Source organism: Gehongia tenuis, from assembly GCF_014384795.1.
GTDB classification, from domain to species: domain Bacteria; phylum Bacillota; class Clostridia; order Christensenellales; family NSJ-53; genus Gehongia; species Gehongia tenuis.
The window spans coordinates 434,809-453,235 of sequence record NZ_JACRSR010000001.1; the positions used below are offsets into that span (position 1 = coordinate 434,809).

Sequence of the window (18,427 nt, forward strand, 5' to 3'; positions counted from 1 at the left end):
GGCATACTTTGACCCCGGGACCGAATAGACTGTACCAAATGCCATGAAAGGGGACGGACCATGGCCCGTTTGATACAGTCGTTCGGTCTTTTGATTTTTTTGGGGGCACTGCTGTGGGCGCCGCTGGCACAGGCCGCGGGGGAACGCCACAGCGCTTGCCAGATCACGCCGGAAGCCGGCGATGAGGCCGGCTTCACCCAGCCGGAGAAGGACATCTACATCGACGGCATGACCAACACCCTGTACTATTTCGAGGACGGCAGGGTGGCGGGGAAGTATGCGGTGGCGGTGGGCAAGAGCTCCACGCCCTCGCCCCTCGGCGTTTTTACCATCAACCACAAGGCGGCGAACTGGGGCACGGGCTTTGGCAGCCGGTTCATGGGCCTTTCCGTGCGCTGGGGCAAGTACGGCATCCACGGCACCAACAATCCCGGCTCCATCGGGTCCATGGCCTCCCATGGCTGCTTCCGCATGCTGAACCGGGACGTGGAGGAGCTCTACAAGAAGGTGCCGGAGGGGACAAAGGTGTGGGTGGACGGCGGGCCCTATGGGCCGCTGGGCTGGGGCCTTCGAAAGCTCATCCCCGGTGACCGGGGCTCCCATGTGGTGGAGGTGCAGAAGCGCCTGCGGAATCTGGGCTACTACGAGGGGGAGATCGACGGGGTGTACGGCGAGGGCATGAAGGCGGGCATGCTCCGCTTCAAGAAGGACTATGGGCTCGCCTACACCCATACGGTGGACGCCGCCGCCTACAAAGCCATGGGCATTTTGATGTTTGAGTAGTTGAACCGCTGCCCGATTGGCCGTATAATGGTGCCAAAGGAGTGGCGCTATGAATCTTGAACAGTTGCTGGAACGGATGCAGGAGAACCCCATGTTTATGGAAAACGTGGCGGACTGGGAGGTCATTCCGGCCCGGGAGGGCGTGTACGCGCCCTGGCCCGCGGGGGTGAAGCAGCCCCTGGTTGACGCCCTGAAATCCAGAGGAATTGAAAGGCCTTACATCCATCAGGCCAAAGCGATAGAGCATGTTCTAAAGGGTGAGGATGTGGTGGTAGTGACCCCCACCGCTTCCGGCAAGACCCTTTGCTACAACGTGCCCGTGATCGGGGAGATTTTGGACAATCCCTCCGCCCGGGCCCTGTACCTTTTCCCCACCAAGGCCCTGGCCCGGGACCAGGTCGCGGAGATGAACGAGCTCATCAATAAAATGGGCGCGGACGTGAAGGCCTATGCCTACGACGGGGACACCCCCGGCACGGCCAGGAGCGCCATCCGTCAGGCGGGGCATATCGTGGTCACCAATCCGGATATGCTCCATTCGGGCATCCTGCCCCATCACACCCGCTGGGTCAAGCTTTTCGAGAACCTCCGGTACATCGTCATCGACGAGACCCACACCTATCGGGGCGTCTTCGGCAGCCATCTGGCCAACGTGCTGCGGCGGCTGAACCGAATCTGCCGCTTCTACGGTGCGCGGCCCACCTACATCTGCTGTTCCGCCACCATCGACAATCCGGTGGAGCTCACCGCCTCCCTCATCGGGCGGCAGCCCGCGCTGGTGAGCGAAAACGGCGCGCCCACCGGGGAGAAGCACATCATCTTCTACAACCCGCCGGTGGTGAACCGCCAGCTGGGAATCCGTAAGAGCTCCCTGCTTGAGACCCGGAAGATCGCCGCGAACTTCCTGCGCAACGACATCTCCACCATCGTCTTTGCCCGGGCCCGGCTCACGGTGGAGGTGCTGGTGAACTACCTCAAGGATCTGGTGCGGGACGACCTCGGCCGGGCGGAGGCCGTCCAGGGCTACCGGGGCGGATACCTGCCCAATCAGCGGCGCAGGATCGAGCAGGGCCTCCGGAAAGGGGAGATTGTGGGCGTGGTGAGCACCAACGCCCTGGAGCTTGGCATCGACGTGGGCCAGCTGGAGGCCTGCGTCATTTCCGGCTATCCCGGCACCATCGCTTCCACCTGGCAGCAGGCGGGCCGGGCCGGGCGGAGGAGCGGCGTGTCCGCCATGGTGCTGGTGGCGAACTCCAGCCCCATCGACCAGTACATCATGAAAAATCCCCACTATCTTCTGGACAAGCCCGCCGAGAGCGGCCTCACCAATCCCAACAACCTGTATATCCTCATCAGCCACATCAAGTGCGCCGCCTTCGAGCTGCCCTTTGTGAAGGGCGAACGATACGGCGAAGAGGACATCGAGGAAATTCTGAACTATCTGGAGGAGCAGGGCGTGCTCCGCCGGGTGGGGGACACCTGGCACTGGATGAGCGAGGAGTTCCCCGCCTCCGATGTGAGCCTTCGCAGCGCCACCAATGAGAATTTTGTCATCGTGGACACCTCCCGGCCCGGCGTTCCCAAGGTCATGGGGGAGATGGACCGCTATTCGGTGCCCATGCTGCTCCACGAAAAGGCCATCTATATGCATCAGGGCGACCAGTACCAGGTGGAGAAGCTGGACTTCCCCGCCAAGAAGGCCTATGTGAAGCGGGTGGAGGTGGATTACTACACCGACGCGGATCTTTCGGTGAACCTCCGGGTGCTGGACGTGCTCCGGGAGGAGGCGGGCGCGGTCTCCCGCACCAGCGGCGAGGTATCGGTCACCAGCCGGGTGTCCATGTTCAAGAAGATCAAGCTGGATACCCACGAGAATCTGGGCTTCGGGCCGGTGGAGCTGCCGGAGATGATCCTGCACACCACCGCTTACTGGGCCTCCGTGGACGAATCCCTTCTGGCGGGCCTGTCCCGGGAGGAGGCCCAGGCGGGCATGGTGGGGGTGTCGAACCTCCTCGCCCATGTGGCGCCCCTCTATCTCATGTGCGATCCCAAGGATATCTCGGTGGTGTACCAGGCGAAGTCGCCCTTCACCCATAAGCCCACCCTGTTCATCTATGACGCCTATCCCGGCGGCGTGGGCTTCTCCGATAAGCTCTACGCCATGCATCTTGAGCTGTTCCGCCAGTGCCTCAGGATGGTGGAAGGCTGCTCCTGCCAGGCGGGCTGTCCCTCCTGTGTGGGCGCGCTCACCGAGGGCGGCAAGGACGCGGCAAAGCGTATTCTGGAGGGGATGCTCCGTGATTCCTAACCTTCGAAGCAAACTGGAAGCGCTGGCCCGGGAGAGCGCGGGGGCGGGGAGCCCAAAAGGTCCCGCTTTGGGCGGAGGCGCCAGCGCTTCCGATAGCCCCGCGGCGGGCGGAAGCTGCCCGTCCGCCGCAGGCCCCGCAGGCACACCGCCCGGCGCGCCCGCCGCCCCTGCGGACACACCACCCGCCCCCGGAACCTGCTACGTGCAGGAGTTTTTTGCGCAGCCCGGCGAATGGGGGAAGGCCCTGGGCTGCACGGTGCCGGAGGCCATGAACCGGCCCGGTCTGAGCCGCCGCACTTTTGAAGAATTATGTAAACAGCTTAAACTCGCCGGCGGCTGGACGCTGGAAGAGTGTCTGTTCTTTGATACCGAGACCACCGGATTGTCGCTCGCCGCCGGCACCCAGATCTTTCTATTGGGGGTGGGGAGCTTTCAGGGCGACCGGTTTCGGGTGGCCCAGTATTTTGTCCGCAATCCCGCCGAGGAGGGCGATATGCTGCGCCGCTTCCAGCGGGATCTGGCCGGCAGGAAGGCGCTGGTAAGCTTCAACGGGCGGCGCTACGATCTGCCCCTTCTGGAATCCCGCATGGTTTTGAACCGCATGCAAACGGGTCTGGACCTGCCCCACCTCGACCTTCTGCTGCCCGCCCGCCGCATCTTCAAGTACCGTCTGGGCAGCTGTTCTTTGGGGAATCTGGAACAAAGGATGCTGGGCACCCGCCGGCAGGGGGATGTGTCCGGCAGCGCGGTCCCCGGTCGGTATTTTAATTATGTAAACACTGGCGATTTCGGGCTGGTGGAGGACATCCTTCGCCACAACCTCATGGATGTGCTGTCCATGGTCCATCTGTTGGTGCGGATGGAGGGGATGCTGGAATCCCCTCTCGAGACGGCGGAGGCCCTCGATCTCTACGGCATTGGCCGCTCCCTGGCCGTGACGGGGGACGAGCGGGAGAGGGCGTGCTACCGGGCTTCCTGGAGGATTTCGCCCACCGCCTGCGCGGGCAAATCGCTGTCCATGACGGAAAAACGCCGCCGAAATTACGGCGAAGCCGCCCGCCTGTGGGAGGAGATGGCGGAGCGGAGCATGGGGGGCCTCATGCCCTACGCCGAGCTGGCCAAGCTGTGCGAGCACAGGACCGGGGAGCTGGAAAAGGCCCGGCACTGGACGGCGGAGGGCCTGGCACTGGCCCGTGCCTGCGGGGACGAGCGGGGGGAGGCGGCCTTCCTGCACCGGCTTTCCCGGCTGGAGAAAAAGCTGGGCCGATGACTTGCCCGGACGGGCCGGGTGTGCTATCCTATAGTTAGTTGCAACTAACTATACCGCTGCGGCGGGGGGAGGGCTGAAGGATGGTCTGGTTTCTCATGGCGGCGGGGCTGGCGGCCGCCGGGGGCTGCTTTTGCTATGGCAGGCGGCGCAAAGGCGAAGGGGCGCGGGCGTGCCGCAGGATTGCGCTGGTGGCGCTGGTCATGGCGCTGGTGTTCGCTGCGGCCCTCGCGGGCGGCGCGGCGGGAGGCCCGATTCCGTAAGGACACGACGCCGCGTGTGCAGCGGCCCGGCCGGCTCCGTGCCGGAATCTGGCGGAAGCGATTGGGTATTGACGAATGATAGGTTTGATGTTATTGTTTTTATGGCTGGAATAAGCGGTGGAGTCTGTCATAGAGATTAAGAATCTCTATTTATTCACGGTCAATGACAACACAATTGTAGGATGATAAGCGGAACTTCTGGCCAGAGGAGTTTCGCTTTTTATTTGGACCAATCGAGAGGGAGGCTGTTCATGGACGTATCCTTTGCGAACTTCCTGCAGGATGTGATGTCCAATCCGGTGCTGCTGATCACGGTGGTGATGACGCTGGGCGTGATCTTCGTCAACGGCTGGACGGACGCACCGAACGCCATTGCAACCTGCATCACAACCCGGTGCATGAACGCCCGGACGGCCATTTTGATGAGCGCGGTATTCAACTTTTTGGGCGTGCTCATCATGACCCAGATCAACAGCTCGGTGGCCTCCACCATCAGCAACATGGTGGACTTCGGCGGAAACACCCACGAAGCGCTGATCGCGCTGTGCGCGGCGCTCTTTTCCATCGTGGTCTACAGCGTGGGCGCCTCCTATTTCGGCATCCCCACCAGCGAGAGCCACAGCCTGATCGCGGGCCTGACCGGCGCCGCCATCGCCATGCACAACGGCGTGGACGGCGTGAACATGAGCGAATGGATCAAGGTCATCTACGGACTGGTGCTCAGCCTGGCGCTGGGCTTTGTGATCGGCTGGATCCTGTGCAAGCTTCTGACCGTGATCTGCGCGAATATGAACCGGAGAAAGACGGATCGGTTTTTCCGAGGGGCGGAGATCTTTGGCGCCGCGGCCATGAGCTTCATGCACGGCGCCCAGGATGGGCAGAAATTCATAGGCGTGCTCTTTCTCGGCGTGGCCTTCAGCAACGGCGAGAGCAGCGTGAGCGGCGTTGTCATCCCCATCTGGCTGATGCTGCTGTGCAGCGCGGTGATGGGTGTGGGCACCAGCGTGGGCGGGGAGCGGATCATCAAGTCCGTGGGCATGGACATGGTCCGCCTGGAGAAGTACCAGGGCTTTGCCGCCGATCTGTCCGCCGCCGTATGCCTCCTTCTCTCCAGCCTGTTTGGCATACCGGTCTCCACCACCCACACCAAGACCAGCGCGATCATGGGCGTGGGCGCGGTGAAGCGGCTGTCGGCGATCAATTTCGGCGTGGTGAAGGATATGATGCTCACCTGGGTGTTCACCTTCCCGGGCTGCGGACTCATCAGTTTCGCCATGGCCAAGCTGTTTATGGCGATCTTTTAAGGGATAAGAAATACGCTTCGACAGGGAAGGAGAAAGAACCTATGGCCAAGAAACAGGACGCATTCTACTTTGAAAAATTTATCGTCTGTACGGACTATGCCTGCCGGGCGGCTCATCTTTTGGACAAGGCCATGCGGGAGTTTGACCCGAAAAAGCTGGAGGCACGGCTGGGCGAGATGCACAGGATCGAGCATGGCGCCGACGAGGAGAAGCATGAACTCATCAACGTGCTGGTCAAGGCGTTCATCACGCCCATCGAGCGGGAGGACATCATCCTGCTCAGCCAGAACATCGATGAAATGACCGATAAGATGGAGGATGTTCTGCTTCGGATCTACTGCAACAACATCGGAGCCATCCGGCCGGACGCGCTGCAGGTGTCGGAGCTCATCATCCGCTGCTGTGAGGAGGCCAAAAAGACGATCACGGAGTTTCCCAACTTCAGGCGCTCAAAGACCCTTCACGATCACATCATCCGCATCAACACGCTGGAGGGGGAAGCGGACCAGCTGTTTGTGGAAAGCATGCGCAGACTGCACACCACCTGTCAGAATCCGATTGAGATCATCGTGTGGCGGGAGATCTACATCTATCTCGAGAAATGCGTGGACGCCTGTGAGCACATGGCGGACACCGTGGAGCGCATCGTCATGAAAAATTCCTGACGCAAGTGCAAAGCGGCCCATCCCCGAAGGGATGAGGCCGCTTTTTTTCATGAGTTCAGAACTGCTCGACGGTGCGCTGTTTGCGCAGGTGATAGCGGCGAAGACCCGCTTCCCACTCGGTTTTTTCCTCTTCCGTTTCGATCTTGAGGGGCGGCACCGGCACCGGCCGCTCCTGCTCGTCCAGGGCCACCATCACGAAGTAGGCCCGGTTGACCAGATGCTTTTCGCCGGAGAGGGATTCCACAAAGGTGTCCACCTTCACTTCCATGGAGGTCTTGCCCACGTAGGTGATCTCCCCGATGAGCACGATGGTGTCGTTCACATGAACGGCCTCCCTGAACTGGAGGTTGTCGATGGATACGGTGGTGACGTTGCGGCCCGAATGGCGGCGCGCCACCACGGCGGCCACGATATCGATCCATTCCACCAGCTTGCCGCCGAAAAGGCGCTCATAGCCGTTGATCTGTTCGGGCATGACGATTTGGATCTGTTCGGTGCGGGAGTCGGCCACCCGCCGGGCGTTCAAAAGATTGTTCATGGCCTTCGCCTCCTTGGTAGGATTATTCTATAGCCCGCCGCGGGTTTTGGCAACCGCTTTTCCGCGGCGCTCCGGGGAGCTCAGCCGATGGGAAGGGCGGAGGGCGGCGGCGAAGGGGAGGGCAGGGCGCTTTCGGGGGGAGCGCTGGCGCCTCCCCCGCCCTCACCGTCCGCGCCGGCGCTGGGCGAAGGGGTCGGCTGGTCCGGCGGGTCGTCCCGGCTGATCTCGGTGGTGAAGGTTACCCGGTTGCTCTCCCCGCCGGTGAGCGGCTGGCCCGACGGATCCTTGAGCTCGGGATGCACGCCCACCACGTAGTAGACATAATCCCTGCCCGGCTCCACCGTCTCATCCAGATAGGTGCAGGGGCCGCTGCCGGCAAGCTCGGTCAAAATTTCTGCGCCGCCGTCCTCATCCTCCCGAATGATGCGGTAGGACATCTGGGTGGAGGGCGGCGTGAAGCGGAGCGCGGCCGCGCCCTGCTGGTCCTGCACCGTGAGGTCGTCCGGCGGCAGGGGCGCGTTCCAGTAGTCGGTGGATTCCTCGGGCACGTCGCCGTCCTTGAACCACTCGGCGATGATCTGATCGGCGGGGGTGAGGGAGGTGGCGAGCAGCACCTGCTGGCGCTCCTCCAGGGCCTTTTTGTCGAGAGGCACCTCCCGGACGCCCTCCGGAGGCAGGAATTCCGGGCCGGTTCTGCCCTCGTAATAGGCGGCGAAGACGGCCGCCATGAGCCGCGCCGGCTGGTTGCCGCCGGTGGCGGAGGAGAGATGGTGGGCCTCATCGGTGTTGTCAAAGCCCATCCATACGGTGCCCACCAGCTCCGAATTGTAGGCGGTCACCCAAACGTCCTTGTTGCCGCCGCCTCCGGCGAGGTCCACGGTGCCCGTCTTGGCGGCGAGGGGCACGCCCGTAAGCTGAAGCCGGGTGCCGGTGCCCTCCTTCACCACGCTCTCCAGCAGGGTGTTCATGATGAAGGCGTCCTGTTCGGAGAGCACCCGGCGCTGGGCCTTCGGGTTCTCATAGAGAACGTTGCCCTCCCCGTCCTCGATGCGCTCCACCAGGGTGGCGGGGGAATAGAGGCCGCCGTTCGCAAAGGCGGTGTAGGCCTGGCACAGCTCCACCGGGGTCACGCCGGTGGTGAACCCGCCGAGGGCCAGGGAGAGGTTTTGGTCCGCGTCCTCGAAGGGGATGTCCACGCTTTCGGCGTAGGTTTTGCCCGCCTCGACGCCGATCTCCTCGAACAGGCGCACCGCCGGCACGTTGAGGGAGGAGGCGAGCGCCTCCCGCAGGGTCACCCAGCCCCGGAAGGTGTGCCCGAAGTTCTGGGGCGTGTAGCCATCCACCGTGTAGGGCGCGTCCAGAAGGAAGTCCACCGTGGTGTGCCCCAGGGTGAGGGCGGGAGCGTAGACCATGATGGGCTTGATCGTGCTGCCCGGCTGGCGGCGCATCTGGGTGGCCCGATTGAGCCCCCGCTGCACCGTGTAGCTCCGCCCGCCGATCAGCGCTTTCACCGCACCGCTCTTCGCGTCCATCATCACAAAGGCCGATTCGGGCAGGGTGCCGTCCTCCGCCGCCGGCGGGAACAGGTCCCCGTTTTCATAGATGGTCTCGGCCAGACTCTGCAGCTCGGGGTCCATGGAGGTGTAGATCCGGTAGCCGCCGGAATAGAGCTCCTCATCGCTGATCCCCATAAGCTCCTTGGCCTCGGTCATGGCCGGCTCCACGAAGAAGCCGTGGGGGTAGGTGTTTGCCGGAGCGCTTTCCACGATGATAAGCTCCTCCGCCTTGGCCGCTTCCGCCTGCTCCGCCGTGATGAACTCATACTTCGCCATCTGATCCAGCACCAGATTGCGCCGCTTCAGGGCGTTGTCCGGATGCAGGTGGGGCGCGTAGATGCCCGGGCCGTTGATGACCCCCGCCAGCATGGCGCCCTCGGCGAGGGTGAGCTCGCCCACGCTCTTGCCAAAATAGGCCTGCGCCGCCGACTCGATGCCGTAGGCGCCCCGGCCGTAATAGATGAAGTTGACGTACATCTCCAGAATCTCTTTTTTGGAATAGCGCTGCTCCAGCTGCAGGGCCATCACCGCCTCCTTCAATTTGCGAACGATGGTCTTGTCCGTGGTGAGATGGGAGAGCTTGACCAGCTGCTGGGTGATGGTGGAGGCGCCCTGGGAGAAGCTCATGGACTTGAGGTCCTGCCAAAGGGCGCTCAAAATCCGGCGCACGTCCACGCCGGGATGCTGGTAGAAGCGGGCGTCCTCGATGGCGATGAAGGCGTTCTGCACGTATTCGGGCACGGTGTCGATGGACACCTTGATCCGGTCCTGCCCGCCGTGGAGCCTTGCGATGAGCTCCCCGTTCTGATCGAAAATCTGCAGGCTCTGGCCCACGTTCTCGATCTTGTCCGGGTCCAGCTGGGCCCATTCGTCGGCGGACATGAGGAGGGTCGCCCCGAGGGTGAACACCCCGATGAGGGCCACCAAAAAGAGCACCAAAAGGACCTTGAGGACGCGGTGCCTGCCCTTCGGTTTGGGTTGTTTCGCCTTTTTCGCCATATTCCTAGACCTCCTTAACCTCTAGGCTAACCATTTTCCGTATTTTTAAAAGCTTTGGCGGGATTTGGAGCCGCCGGCGCCGGCCGAAGCACCCCGCCGCCAGTGTTGCCGCGGGCCGGCCGAAGCACCCCGCCGCCGGTCTTTGGCGGGATTTGTCACCCTTTCCACCAAGCTCCTATGGCGGGAACGGGATAAGCTCCGTTATAATAAGTATGGTTCAAAGGAGGTTATCCATGTGTTTCGGAAAAAATGGATGATGTGGGCCGTGGCCGCGCTGATTTTGGTGCTGATCACGGCCGCTGTCATTGTGGAAAATCGCGAAGAGCCCGCCTATCTCGCCTACCCCGCTTTCCTGAAGGCGGTGGACCGGGGCGGGATTGGCGAGGTGACGCTGGGCTCCGGCGAGAAGATCAAGGGCAAAACGGCGACGGGTGAAACCTTCACCACCGACAACCCCAGAAGCGAGGATTTCAAGGAGATGCTGCTTGAAAAGGGTGTGGCGGTGAAGGAGGGCGGCGCCGGCGCTCAGGTTTCCGCCAACCTCATCACCGGTGGCATTCTGATCGGCGGCATGTTCCTCATTCTTCGCAGCCGGAACAAAAAGACGGTCTCCGCCATTGAGGCGAAGAACGTTGCCGAAGCGGCGCCGGCCCGGCCGGTCACCTTCCAGGACGTGGCGGGCAATGAGGAAGCGAAAAGGAGCATGGAGGAGCTGGTGGAATTTCTGCGGGATCCGGCCAAATTCCAGCGGTACGGCGCCCGTATGCCCCGGGGCGTTTTGTTTTACGGCCCGCCGGGCACGGGCAAGACCCTGATGGCCCGCGCCCTCGCCGGGGAGGCGGGGGTGGCCTTCTATGCCCTTTCCGGCTCGGATTTTGTGCAGATGTACGTGGGCGTGGGCGCCTCCAGGGTGCGGGAGCTCTTCAAGAAGGCGCGGGGCCACGGCAAATGCGTCATCTTCATCGATGAGATCGACGCCCTGGGCAAGAAGCGTCAGGCCGGCGGCGACGGCGGCAGTGACGAGCGGGATCAGACCCTGAACGCCCTTTTGTCCGAGATGAGCGGCTTCAAGGGGGACGAGGGGATCGTGGTGGTGGCGGCCACCAACCGGGCGGACACCCTGGACGAGGCGCTGCTCCGGCCCGGCCGTTTCGACCGGCACATCGAGATCGGCCTGCCCGATCTGCCCGCCCGCCGGCGCATCCTCCAGCACTACCTCGAGGGCAAGCCGGTGGAGGATGTGGACGTGGACGCCCTGGCCCGCAGGTGCGTGTATTTTTCCGGCGCCAAGCTGGAGTATCTCGTCAATGAGGCGGCCATCGCCGCGGCGAAGCGGGGCGGCGGCAGGATCTCCATGGCGGATCTGGACCAGGCCTATTACCGGGTGCTCACCGGCTTTGAGAAGCTGGAGCGGGACCAGATCCCCCTCGTGGACCGGCGGGTGACGGCGGTGCACGAGGCGGGCCACGCGCTTTTGACCAAACTGGTCTCTCCGGAGAGCTCGGTGCCCCGGGTGAGCATCATCCCGTCCACCGGCGGCATGGGCGGCTACAGCCTGCGGATTCCGCCGGAGCGGGGACTGCTGCGCCGGGTGGACCTCGAGCATCAGATGCAGATTCTGCTCGCCGGACGGGCGGCGGAGGCGCTGGCCTTCGGCGAGGACGGTGTGACCGCGGGAGCGGAGAACGATCTTCGCGAGGCCTCCCGCCTGGCGGCGGCCTATCTGGGCCAGCTGGGCATGGGGGACAGCCTGGTCTACCGGGAGGGCAAGGAGCCGCTGGAAAAGGATATGGCCGCCCTGCTTGAGGTCCAGTATCAGCGGGCTGCGGCCCTTTTGAAGGAGAACGGCGGGCGGCTTGCCCGCATCGCAAGAAAGCTCCTCGAGGACGAGGTGCTGGACGAGAGCACCCTGGACGGGCTCATCGCCGCATAAAAAGGAACCGCGAGCCGGTTCTCATCCATAAAAAAAGGGGGTCCGCCGAGATGGCGGACCCTTTTTCAAAAAGAGGATCTTTCCCTAGAGATCAAAATTACTTGTCTACAAGCTTGAGGTTGTAGAGCATCTTGTAGGAGGCGTACGGGAAGCAGGAGATACCGGGCAGGTTGCTGCCGTCGCCTTCCCGCACGAATCCGGTCCACACGCCTTCATACACGGAGTAGAAGGTCAGCGGGCGGTACATGAGGGTGACCACCGGAATATCGGTGAGGTAGATCTTGTCAAGGGCGGTGTACAGCTTCTTCAGCTCTTCTTCGTCCTCGGTGACGGCGATCTGCTGCACCAGCTTGGTGGCTTCCTCGTTGTTGTAGCGGTTGTAGTTCTCAAAGGTCTGCTCGCCGATGGCGGGGGTGTTGGAACCCTCCATGATGAACTTGCAGCGGGCATAGGGCTGCGAGGGATCCACATAAGCTGCGGGCCGCTGCATGATCATGTCAAACTCACCGGTCTGGGAATCGTTCAGCCACACGGACTGCTCGGGCAGCTCGGAACCGGCGTCGATACCCACGGCCTTGAGGCTCTGGGCCACGATTTCAAGGGAAGCGGTCCAGTCGCTCCAGCCCTTCGGGCACTCAAGACCCCAGAAACCGAGGCGGGTGCCGTCGGGCAGCACGCGGACGCCATCCGAACCCTTCTTGGCGCCGAGGCCGTCCAGGATCTCATTGGCCTTGTCGGGATCATAGGTCCAGCGGAGGGATTTCAGCTCATCGTCCTCGATCAGGTACTTCTCCATCTCATCGGGCATGAGGAGGGAGGGCACCACGTCGGGGGAATAGCCGCTCATTGCAAGCTCGATGATCTGGGGATAGTTGATAGCGTAGCCGATAGCACGGCGAACGTCGGGATTGTCAAGACCGGGCTTGGTCAGGTTGAAGTACAGCGAGACCAGCATACCGGGTTCGTAGTAGGGGAGCTCATCCATGTAGGAATGGTAGGGCTCGCCATTCTCCCACAGTTTCCACATCTGGGGAATGAAGTTCTCGTTGTAGTCGATCTCACCGGCCTGCATGGCGGTGGTGTTGGCGTTGTTGTCCTTGAAGATTACGTGGGCGATGTACTTGGGCTCGGCCAGCTTGCCGAACATGGAGGGAGCCTGGCCCCAGTAGTTATCGTCCCGGATGAGGACCACGCGGGTGTCGTCATAGTAGTAAACCTTGTAGGAACCGGAGCCGACGGGATCGAAGTTCTCGAACTGACGGATCTCGGCTTCCTCCATGGTCTCCATCATGGGCGCCCAGATGTGCTCGGGCAGGATGCAGACCTTCATGATCTCGCGCTCGATCAGCATCTTGCCGACGCCTTCCTTGCGCACAAAGTTGATGGTCTCATCGTCCACAGCCTTGATGTCCTCGCAGACATCCCAGGTGTCGGCGCAGTAGATGGCCAGGGTCTGGGACATCTTGTAGGTGAACTCCACATCCTTCGCGGTCAGCTTCTCGCCGTCGGACCACTTCGCGTCGGGGTTCAGCTTCACCTGGAGGGTGTTGTCGTCGATCCACTCGTAGGTGGTGCCCAAGAGGGGCTCGAGGCCGCCGTCCAGGGGGTTGTACATGAACAGCGTCTCATAGATGAGCGGCACCCTCGCGCTGCTGGTGGGGTAGGTGCCCGTACCGGAGAGGGGGTTGAAGTTCGTGGGCGGGGTAAAGATCTGGCCGCCCAGGTACAGCGTTTCGTTGCGGGGCAGTTCAGCCAAAGGCTTGTCGCTGCTGGCATCCTTGTCCTTGTCGGCATCCTTGTCCGTGTCCTTGTCCTTGTCAGCGCCAGCGGACGCGCTGGGCTTCGCGCTCTCCTTGCTGTCTCCGCCGCCGCCGCAGCCGGCTACCAACATGGTCAGCATAGCGATGGCAAGCATGAGACACAGGAGCTTTTTTAGGTTCCCTTTCATTGTCAATCCTCCTCAGATAAAATATATTTTGACTCCCCGTCCTCAAATGGAGCGGAGCAGCCTTCAAAAGAATGGGCGAACGACGGTCCGCAGGCATTCACCCGGCCGGGCCTCCCTGCCCGCTATTCCTGCGCCTTGGTGATGTAGCCGAGGAAGTTCATCAGCGTGGTGGCGGCCAGATGGGCCGTGGTGCCCGAACGATCGTCGTAGGGCGGGGCCACCTCCACCAGATCCACCGCGATCACCTGCCCTGCGGCGGCAGCCCCTTCCAGCAGGGCCATCACCTCGTCGAAGAGGAGCCCGCCAAAGGAGGGCGCCCCGGTGCCCGGGCAGAGCACGGCGTCGAAACCGTCGATATCAATGGTTACATAATATTTTTCACCCCTGGGGAAGAGCGCCGTCACCTGGTCCCATCCCATGGCCCGCATGGCCTTGGGAGAGAGAATAACATCGCCGCGGGAGCGGGCGTCATCGTAGTCGCTTTTTTTCGAGCTGCCCGTGCCCCGGATGCCCAGATGGAACATACGCTTTACATAAGGCAGTTCCGCCATCCTCCGGCAGGGACACCCGTTGAACAGCAGGGCGTCGCCGCAGTGGGAGGTCCAGTCCAGATGGGCGTCGATGTGAATCACGTTGAAATCCCCGACTTCGTCAAGGCCCCGGGATACGGGGATGGAGACGGAATGGTCCCCGCCCAGCACCACCGGCAGCGCGCCGGAACGGGCCATAAGGCGCACCGCGTTTTCGATGTTGTCGAAGGTGGCGGCAAGGTCGCCGGGCACATAGTCCGCGTCGCCGCAGTCCGCCAGTTTCCAGCGCCGGGCGCTGAGGAAGTAATCGTCCCGCTCCGGGTCGTAAAAGCCGTCCTCGCTCATGCGAAAGCCGGTGGAGGCATCCCGGATGGCCCGCGGGCCCATGCGGGCGCCGGGCTTGCCCTGTACCGCGATGTCACAGGGCGCGCCCAAAACGGCGATATCCGCCTGCAAATTTGTTAGATCGGTGCAAAGGGGGCTTTTTGCGAAGGTGGCAATGCCGGTAAGGCCCATATCAGCGGGTGTGTGCACGGTAAAGTTCATGGCTGACATCTCTCCTTGAATAACAAATTTGTTTCATCCGTTCCACTATAAACCCTGTACCAGGTACGGGGTCAATATGTCCTGTAAAAAAAAGGCTAAAAAAAGCCCCACAGGGGCGCAAGGGCCTGTGGGGAGGGTCTGCACTTACTTTTCAATGGGCAGATGGATGTCCGCATAGAAGTGATGGGGATCGGTGTAGGCGGTGGAGGTGTAGCGGCGGATGTATAGGACGCTGCCGTGGCGAAGGCCCAGCTCCTCCGCCCGCTGGAAGAGGGGCGAAAGCTGTTCTTCGCGCAGGGCGCCTTCCTCAAGATGCACCAAAAGCTTGAGGGTATCCACGGCCTTCAGCGTGGCTAGGCCCCGGAAACGCTCGGTGATGCCAAGCTCCCGTGCGATCCTCCTGTAAAAAACGATGAGCGCGCCCTCCTTGCTCAGCGTGAGCCCGCCCTCGGGGGAAGGGGTGTAGCGATATTTCCGAAAGCCGTTGTACAGCGCCACCTGATCGGGGCACAGCCTGCCCCGGTTGTGCACGTAAAAGGGTTCGTCCTCCTCGCCCTCGTAGAGTATATAGGAGTCGGGGATCTGGGTCAGAATACATTTTCCCAGATTTTCCTCCGTTTCCGCCCGCTCCCGCTCAAAGTACTCGATCTTTTTGAGCAGATGCTGCTGGAAGCGGATGGTCTCCTCGATTTTCCCCTTCTTCTCCTGGAGGATTTCGTTCACCAGTTCCGGACTCGTCCGTTCCAATAGGGAACGCAGCTGGGAGATGGGCACGTCCAGATTGCGGAAATAGATGACTTCGATGAGCTCCTGGATGTTGTACAGATTGAAGATTTGATAGCCGTTCTCCATCACCGAGGGATGGACCAGGTTTTTTTTGACATAAAAACGTACCGTTTCCGTGCCAAGACCCAGCATCCGGGCCACTTCGCCGATGGTATAACCCTCTTTCATGGGAAACGCCTCCATACATATTTGTCTTATATCTGTGGGTATTATAGCCCATCCGGTTCTGGATTTCAAGAGAATTCCAGGGTGAGAAGCGGGAAAAAAGTAAAAATATGTCTGTTACTGCGATAATAGGATGGATTGTGCGGCGGCATTCATGGTATAATGTTGGGGAATAATAGAACTGGAGGGCATTTCCATGAAAAAGCCGGTATCCATGCTGCTGACGTCTTGGATCCTCGTCCTTGGAACCGTCCCCGCGCTGGCGGCGCCCTCGGCGCCTTCCATCGCGGCCACCGGCCATAACGGTATGGGCTGGGGGCTTCCGGCAATGCTGGTGCTGATCGCGGCGGCGCTGGCCGTCACGGTGGTGCTGGTGGTGCGGCGGCGAAAAAAGTGACGGAAAAAGGCTGCTCCCCGGAGCAGCCTTTTTTTGCTCATTTAAAGCTTACGCTTCGCCTTGCCGGTCACATGATCCAGCGAAACCTTCCATACCGCGGAGCGCACACAGGCGGCGGAGACCTTCCGGGCCATCTCGGTGTGGCCGGGCACATACTTTTCGCAAAGGGCGAGAAGCGCCTTTGTCCGCTCCTCCCGGTCTGTCACCTCAAAGGCCCGGCCAAAGACCATCACGCTCTCAAAGGAGGTGGTGAAGTTGGCTTTGCCCTCAAGGTGGGGCTCCGTTTCGCCCACCACGGTGAAATGGGTGCGGCTCTCATGGCGGAGATTGTCCAGCATATACCCCTCCAAAGCAGTGTGAAAGTAGATGGCCCCGTCCATCAGCACGTAGGACAGCGGCACGGCGTAGGGCTGGCCCTCCCTGTCCACGGTGGCGAGAAAGCCGTATTCCCCTTTCATCAGCAGTTGGAGGCTTTCCGCGGGGGTGAGAGCGCGGTCGGCCTTGCGCATGGGTTGATACATGGCGGTCACTCCTTCAAGGTTTGATCGGTCCGGCGCCGTCCGGCGCGGAACGCCTTTCCATCATCCTACCATAAAAAGAGGAACTAAGGAACTTTTGGGGAATCTTAAATAGAAAAAAGTGGAGGAGAAATGCCATGAAATTCAAAAGACTGGCGGCGGTGGACGAGACCCGGGTGAACGAAGCGGGCCGCGGCGCTCTCGCGGAGCTGGCCGAGACGGCGGTCTTCTATCCCGGCGAGCCGAAGGATGAGGCGGAGCTGCTCGGACGGATGGCGGGCGCCGACGGCGTTCTCGTCTCCTGGAAGACGCCCATCCCGGGAAGGGTCATCGAGAAGTGTCCGGAGCTCAGGTACATCGGCATGTGCTGCAGCCTTTACGGCGAGGACAGCGCCAATGTGGATATCCGCGCCTGCCGGGAGCGGGGGATCGCCGTCACTGGCATCTTTGACTACGGCGACGACGGAGTGGTGGAGTTCATCATCGCCGAGCTGGTGCGTTTGCTGCACGGATTTGGCGAACATCAATGGAGGGGGGAGCCCCACGAGCTGTCCGCCCTCAGGGTGGGCATCGTGGGCCTTGGCACCGTGGGCCGCATGCTGGCCCGGGCTCTTCGGTTCTTCAAGGCGGAGGTCTATTACTACAGCCGCACGAGAAAGCCGGACGCCGAGGCGGAAGGCATCGCCTACCTGCCCCTCGCCGAACTTTTAAAAACCTGCGACTGCGTCTCCACCCACCTGCCGAAGAACACCTTCCTGCTGGGAGAGCGGGAATTTGACGCCTTCGGCGACGGCAAGATCCTGATCAACACCGCCATCGGACCCTCCTTTGACGCCGCCGCCCTGGAGCGCTGGCTCCGCCGGGGGAACAACTATTACATCTGCGATAGGGTGGCCGCCATGAACTGGGAGCTGCCGGACGCGCCGGGCGTCCTCATGGCAAACAAGGGCTCCGGCGGGTCGGCGGAGGAGGTTCGGCGCCTCTCAAAGAAGGTGGTGGAAAACGCCCGGGCCTTTCTTGCCGGTCCGTCCGCCGGCCAAAGCCGGCCGTGAGGATGCCGGCCCTAGGGCTTCCGGTCCTTCGGCTCGTCCATCTTGAAGTGCTCCGCCCACAGCATGAGTTCGCCCAGGGTGGAAATCTCAAGATTCGCCCGCAGGAGCCTGGACTGGATATGTCCGGGCAGTTTCGCGTAGTAGTCCCGAAGATTCGGGTCGTCCATGTAATGATTGTGATCCATTAAATCACCTCCCCGCCTAGTATGGCCCGGGGAAGGGGGAAACATGAAGGAGGTATTTTTGAATGAGCAAAACCGAAGCGGTGCAAAAGGCCATGGTCGCGGCCATGAAGGCCCACGACGGGGCGCGCAAGACCACCCTGTCCCTGCTGCTGTCCGCCTTGAAGGCGAAAGCCAAGGATAAGCGGGCGGAGCTCACGGCCGAGGAGGAGGACGCCATCGTCATGCGGGAAATCAAGCAAACGCAGGAGACGCTGGACAGCGCCCGCGGCCGGGAGGATATCGTCAAGGAATGCGAGGACCGCCTGGCTGTTCTTGAGGAATTCGCGCCGAAGATGATGGACGAGGGTGAGATCCGCGCCGTCATCGAGACGGTGCTGGCCGCCTTCCCCGAGCCGCCCACGGCAAAACAGAAGGGTCTTGTGATGAGAGAGCTCATGCCAAAGGTGAAGGGCAAGGCCGACGGCGGCCTGGTCAACCGCCTGGTGGGCGAATACCTGAAATCATAGGAGGCGTCCTATGCACTTTATCGGCAATCTGTTCACCATCTACGACCAGTCGGGGGAAGGGAACATCGACCGGACCATCATCGAGTGCCTGCTCCGCCCGCCGGGATGCACGCGGATACCTTCCTTTTCCTGGAGAGCGGCGGGCAGTGCGATGCCTTGTACCGCAAAAAGTAGCTGA

18 protein-coding genes are annotated in these 18,427 nt (G+C 61.8%); 11 read left to right on the plus strand and 7 right to left on the minus strand.

What is annotated here, in order from left to right:
- The first annotated feature begins 60 nt into the window (after positions 1–60).
- The 6 genes from H8696_RS02155 (at position 61) to H8696_RS02180 (ending at position 6,590) form a co-directional block, all read left to right on the plus strand.
- On the plus strand, positions 61–783 hold the full coding sequence (locus H8696_RS02155) for a L,D-transpeptidase family protein (RefSeq protein WP_249314622.1): 723 nt from the start codon (positions 61–63) through the stop codon (positions 781–783).
- Positions 784–832: 49 nt separating this feature from the next.
- On the plus strand, positions 833–3,091 hold the full coding sequence (locus H8696_RS02160) for a DEAD/DEAH box helicase (protein WP_249314623.1): 2,259 nt from the start codon (positions 833–835) through the stop codon (positions 3,089–3,091).
- Complete coding sequence (locus H8696_RS02165) at positions 3,081–4,361, plus strand: ribonuclease H-like domain-containing protein (protein ID WP_249314624.1); 1,281 nt, start codon at positions 3,081–3,083, stop codon at positions 4,359–4,361. The genes H8696_RS02160 and H8696_RS02165 overlap by 11 nt, the downstream gene beginning before the upstream one ends.
- Before the next feature lie 80 nt (positions 4,362–4,441).
- Complete coding sequence (locus tag H8696_RS02170) at positions 4,442–4,621, plus strand: hypothetical protein (protein ID WP_249314625.1); 180 nt, start codon at positions 4,442–4,444, stop codon at positions 4,619–4,621.
- A 251-nt stretch (positions 4,622–4,872) separates the two neighbouring features.
- Complete coding sequence (locus H8696_RS02175; protein WP_249314626.1) at positions 4,873–5,925, plus strand: inorganic phosphate transporter; 1,053 nt, start codon at positions 4,873–4,875, stop codon at positions 5,923–5,925.
- A 41-nt stretch (positions 5,926–5,966) separates the two neighbouring features.
- Positions 5,967–6,590 carry a DUF47 domain-containing protein gene (locus H8696_RS02180; protein WP_249314627.1) on the plus strand — a complete coding sequence of 208 codons (624 nt, stop codon included), beginning with the start codon at positions 5,967–5,969 and terminating at the stop codon, positions 6,588–6,590.
- A gap of 55 nt (positions 6,591–6,645) precedes the next feature.
- Here H8696_RS02180 and H8696_RS02185 read toward each other — a convergent pair whose 3' ends face one another.
- Together H8696_RS02185 and H8696_RS02190 are read right to left on the minus strand one after the other, a co-directional pair.
- Positions 6,646–7,128, minus strand: coding sequence for an acyl-CoA thioesterase (locus H8696_RS02185; protein ID WP_249314629.1), 483 nt, complete (start codon positions 7,126–7,128; stop codon positions 6,646–6,648).
- An 80-nt stretch (positions 7,129–7,208) separates the two neighbouring features.
- Entirely contained in the window at positions 7,209–9,683 is a 2,475-nt protein-coding gene (locus H8696_RS02190; RefSeq protein WP_249314631.1) for a transglycosylase domain-containing protein, read from the minus strand.
- 235 nt (positions 9,684–9,918) lie between these two features.
- Between H8696_RS02190 and H8696_RS02195 the strand changes: the two genes are divergently transcribed.
- Positions 9,919–11,616, plus strand: a complete 1,698-nt coding sequence (locus H8696_RS02195; protein WP_249314632.1) for an ATP-dependent metallopeptidase FtsH/Yme1/Tma family protein — start codon at positions 9,919–9,921, stop codon at positions 11,614–11,616.
- Positions 11,617–11,713: 97 nt separating this feature from the next.
- On the opposite strand, the gene H8696_RS02200 is transcribed toward H8696_RS02195, so the two are convergent.
- The 3 genes from H8696_RS02200 to H8696_RS02210 form a co-directional block, all read right to left on the minus strand.
- On the minus strand, positions 11,714–13,564 hold the full coding sequence (locus H8696_RS02200) for an ABC transporter substrate-binding protein (RefSeq protein ID WP_249314633.1): 1,851 nt from the start codon (positions 13,562–13,564) through the stop codon (positions 11,714–11,716).
- 122 nt (positions 13,565–13,686) lie between these two features.
- Positions 13,687–14,640, minus strand: a complete 954-nt coding sequence (locus H8696_RS02205; RefSeq protein ID WP_249314634.1) for an arginase family protein — start codon at positions 14,638–14,640, stop codon at positions 13,687–13,689.
- A gap of 144 nt (positions 14,641–14,784) precedes the next feature.
- The gene (locus tag H8696_RS02210) at positions 14,785–15,594 is read right to left on the minus strand and encodes a MerR family transcriptional regulator (protein ID WP_249314636.1); all 810 of its coding nucleotides are present in this window, start codon (positions 15,592–15,594) and stop codon (positions 14,785–14,787) included.
- 193 nt (positions 15,595–15,787) lie between these two features.
- On the opposite strand from H8696_RS02210, the gene H8696_RS02215 reads away from it, so the two are divergent.
- Positions 15,788–15,988 (plus strand): hypothetical protein, encoded by a 201-nt coding sequence (locus tag H8696_RS02215; protein WP_249314637.1) that lies wholly within the window; start codon positions 15,788–15,790, stop codon positions 15,986–15,988.
- 41 nt (positions 15,989–16,029) lie between these two features.
- Here H8696_RS02215 and H8696_RS02220 read toward each other — a convergent pair whose 3' ends face one another.
- Positions 16,030–16,509 carry a pyridoxamine 5'-phosphate oxidase family protein gene (locus H8696_RS02220; protein ID WP_249314638.1) on the minus strand — a complete coding sequence of 160 codons (480 nt, stop codon included), beginning with the start codon at positions 16,507–16,509 and terminating at the stop codon, positions 16,030–16,032.
- 134 nt (positions 16,510–16,643) lie between these two features.
- On the opposite strand from H8696_RS02220, the gene H8696_RS02225 reads away from it, so the two are divergent.
- Positions 16,644–17,558, plus strand: a complete 915-nt coding sequence (locus H8696_RS02225; protein WP_249314639.1) for an NAD(P)-dependent oxidoreductase — start codon at positions 16,644–16,646, stop codon at positions 17,556–17,558.
- A gap of 11 nt (positions 17,559–17,569) precedes the next feature.
- Here the strand turns inward: H8696_RS02225 and H8696_RS02230 are convergent, their stop codons facing one another.
- The gene (locus tag H8696_RS02230) at positions 17,570–17,743 is read right to left on the minus strand and encodes a hypothetical protein (protein ID WP_249314640.1); all 174 of its coding nucleotides are present in this window, start codon (positions 17,741–17,743) and stop codon (positions 17,570–17,572) included.
- Between the two features lie 62 nt (positions 17,744–17,805).
- Between H8696_RS02230 and H8696_RS02235 the strand changes: the two genes are divergently transcribed.
- Positions 17,806–18,249 carry a GatB/YqeY domain-containing protein gene (locus H8696_RS02235; protein ID WP_249314641.1) on the plus strand — a complete coding sequence of 148 codons (444 nt, stop codon included), beginning with the start codon at positions 17,806–17,808 and terminating at the stop codon, positions 18,247–18,249.
- Positions 18,250–18,259: 10 nt separating this feature from the next.
- On the plus strand, positions 18,260–18,427 hold the full coding sequence (locus H8696_RS02240) for a hypothetical protein (protein ID WP_249314642.1): 168 nt from the start codon (positions 18,260–18,262) through the stop codon (positions 18,425–18,427).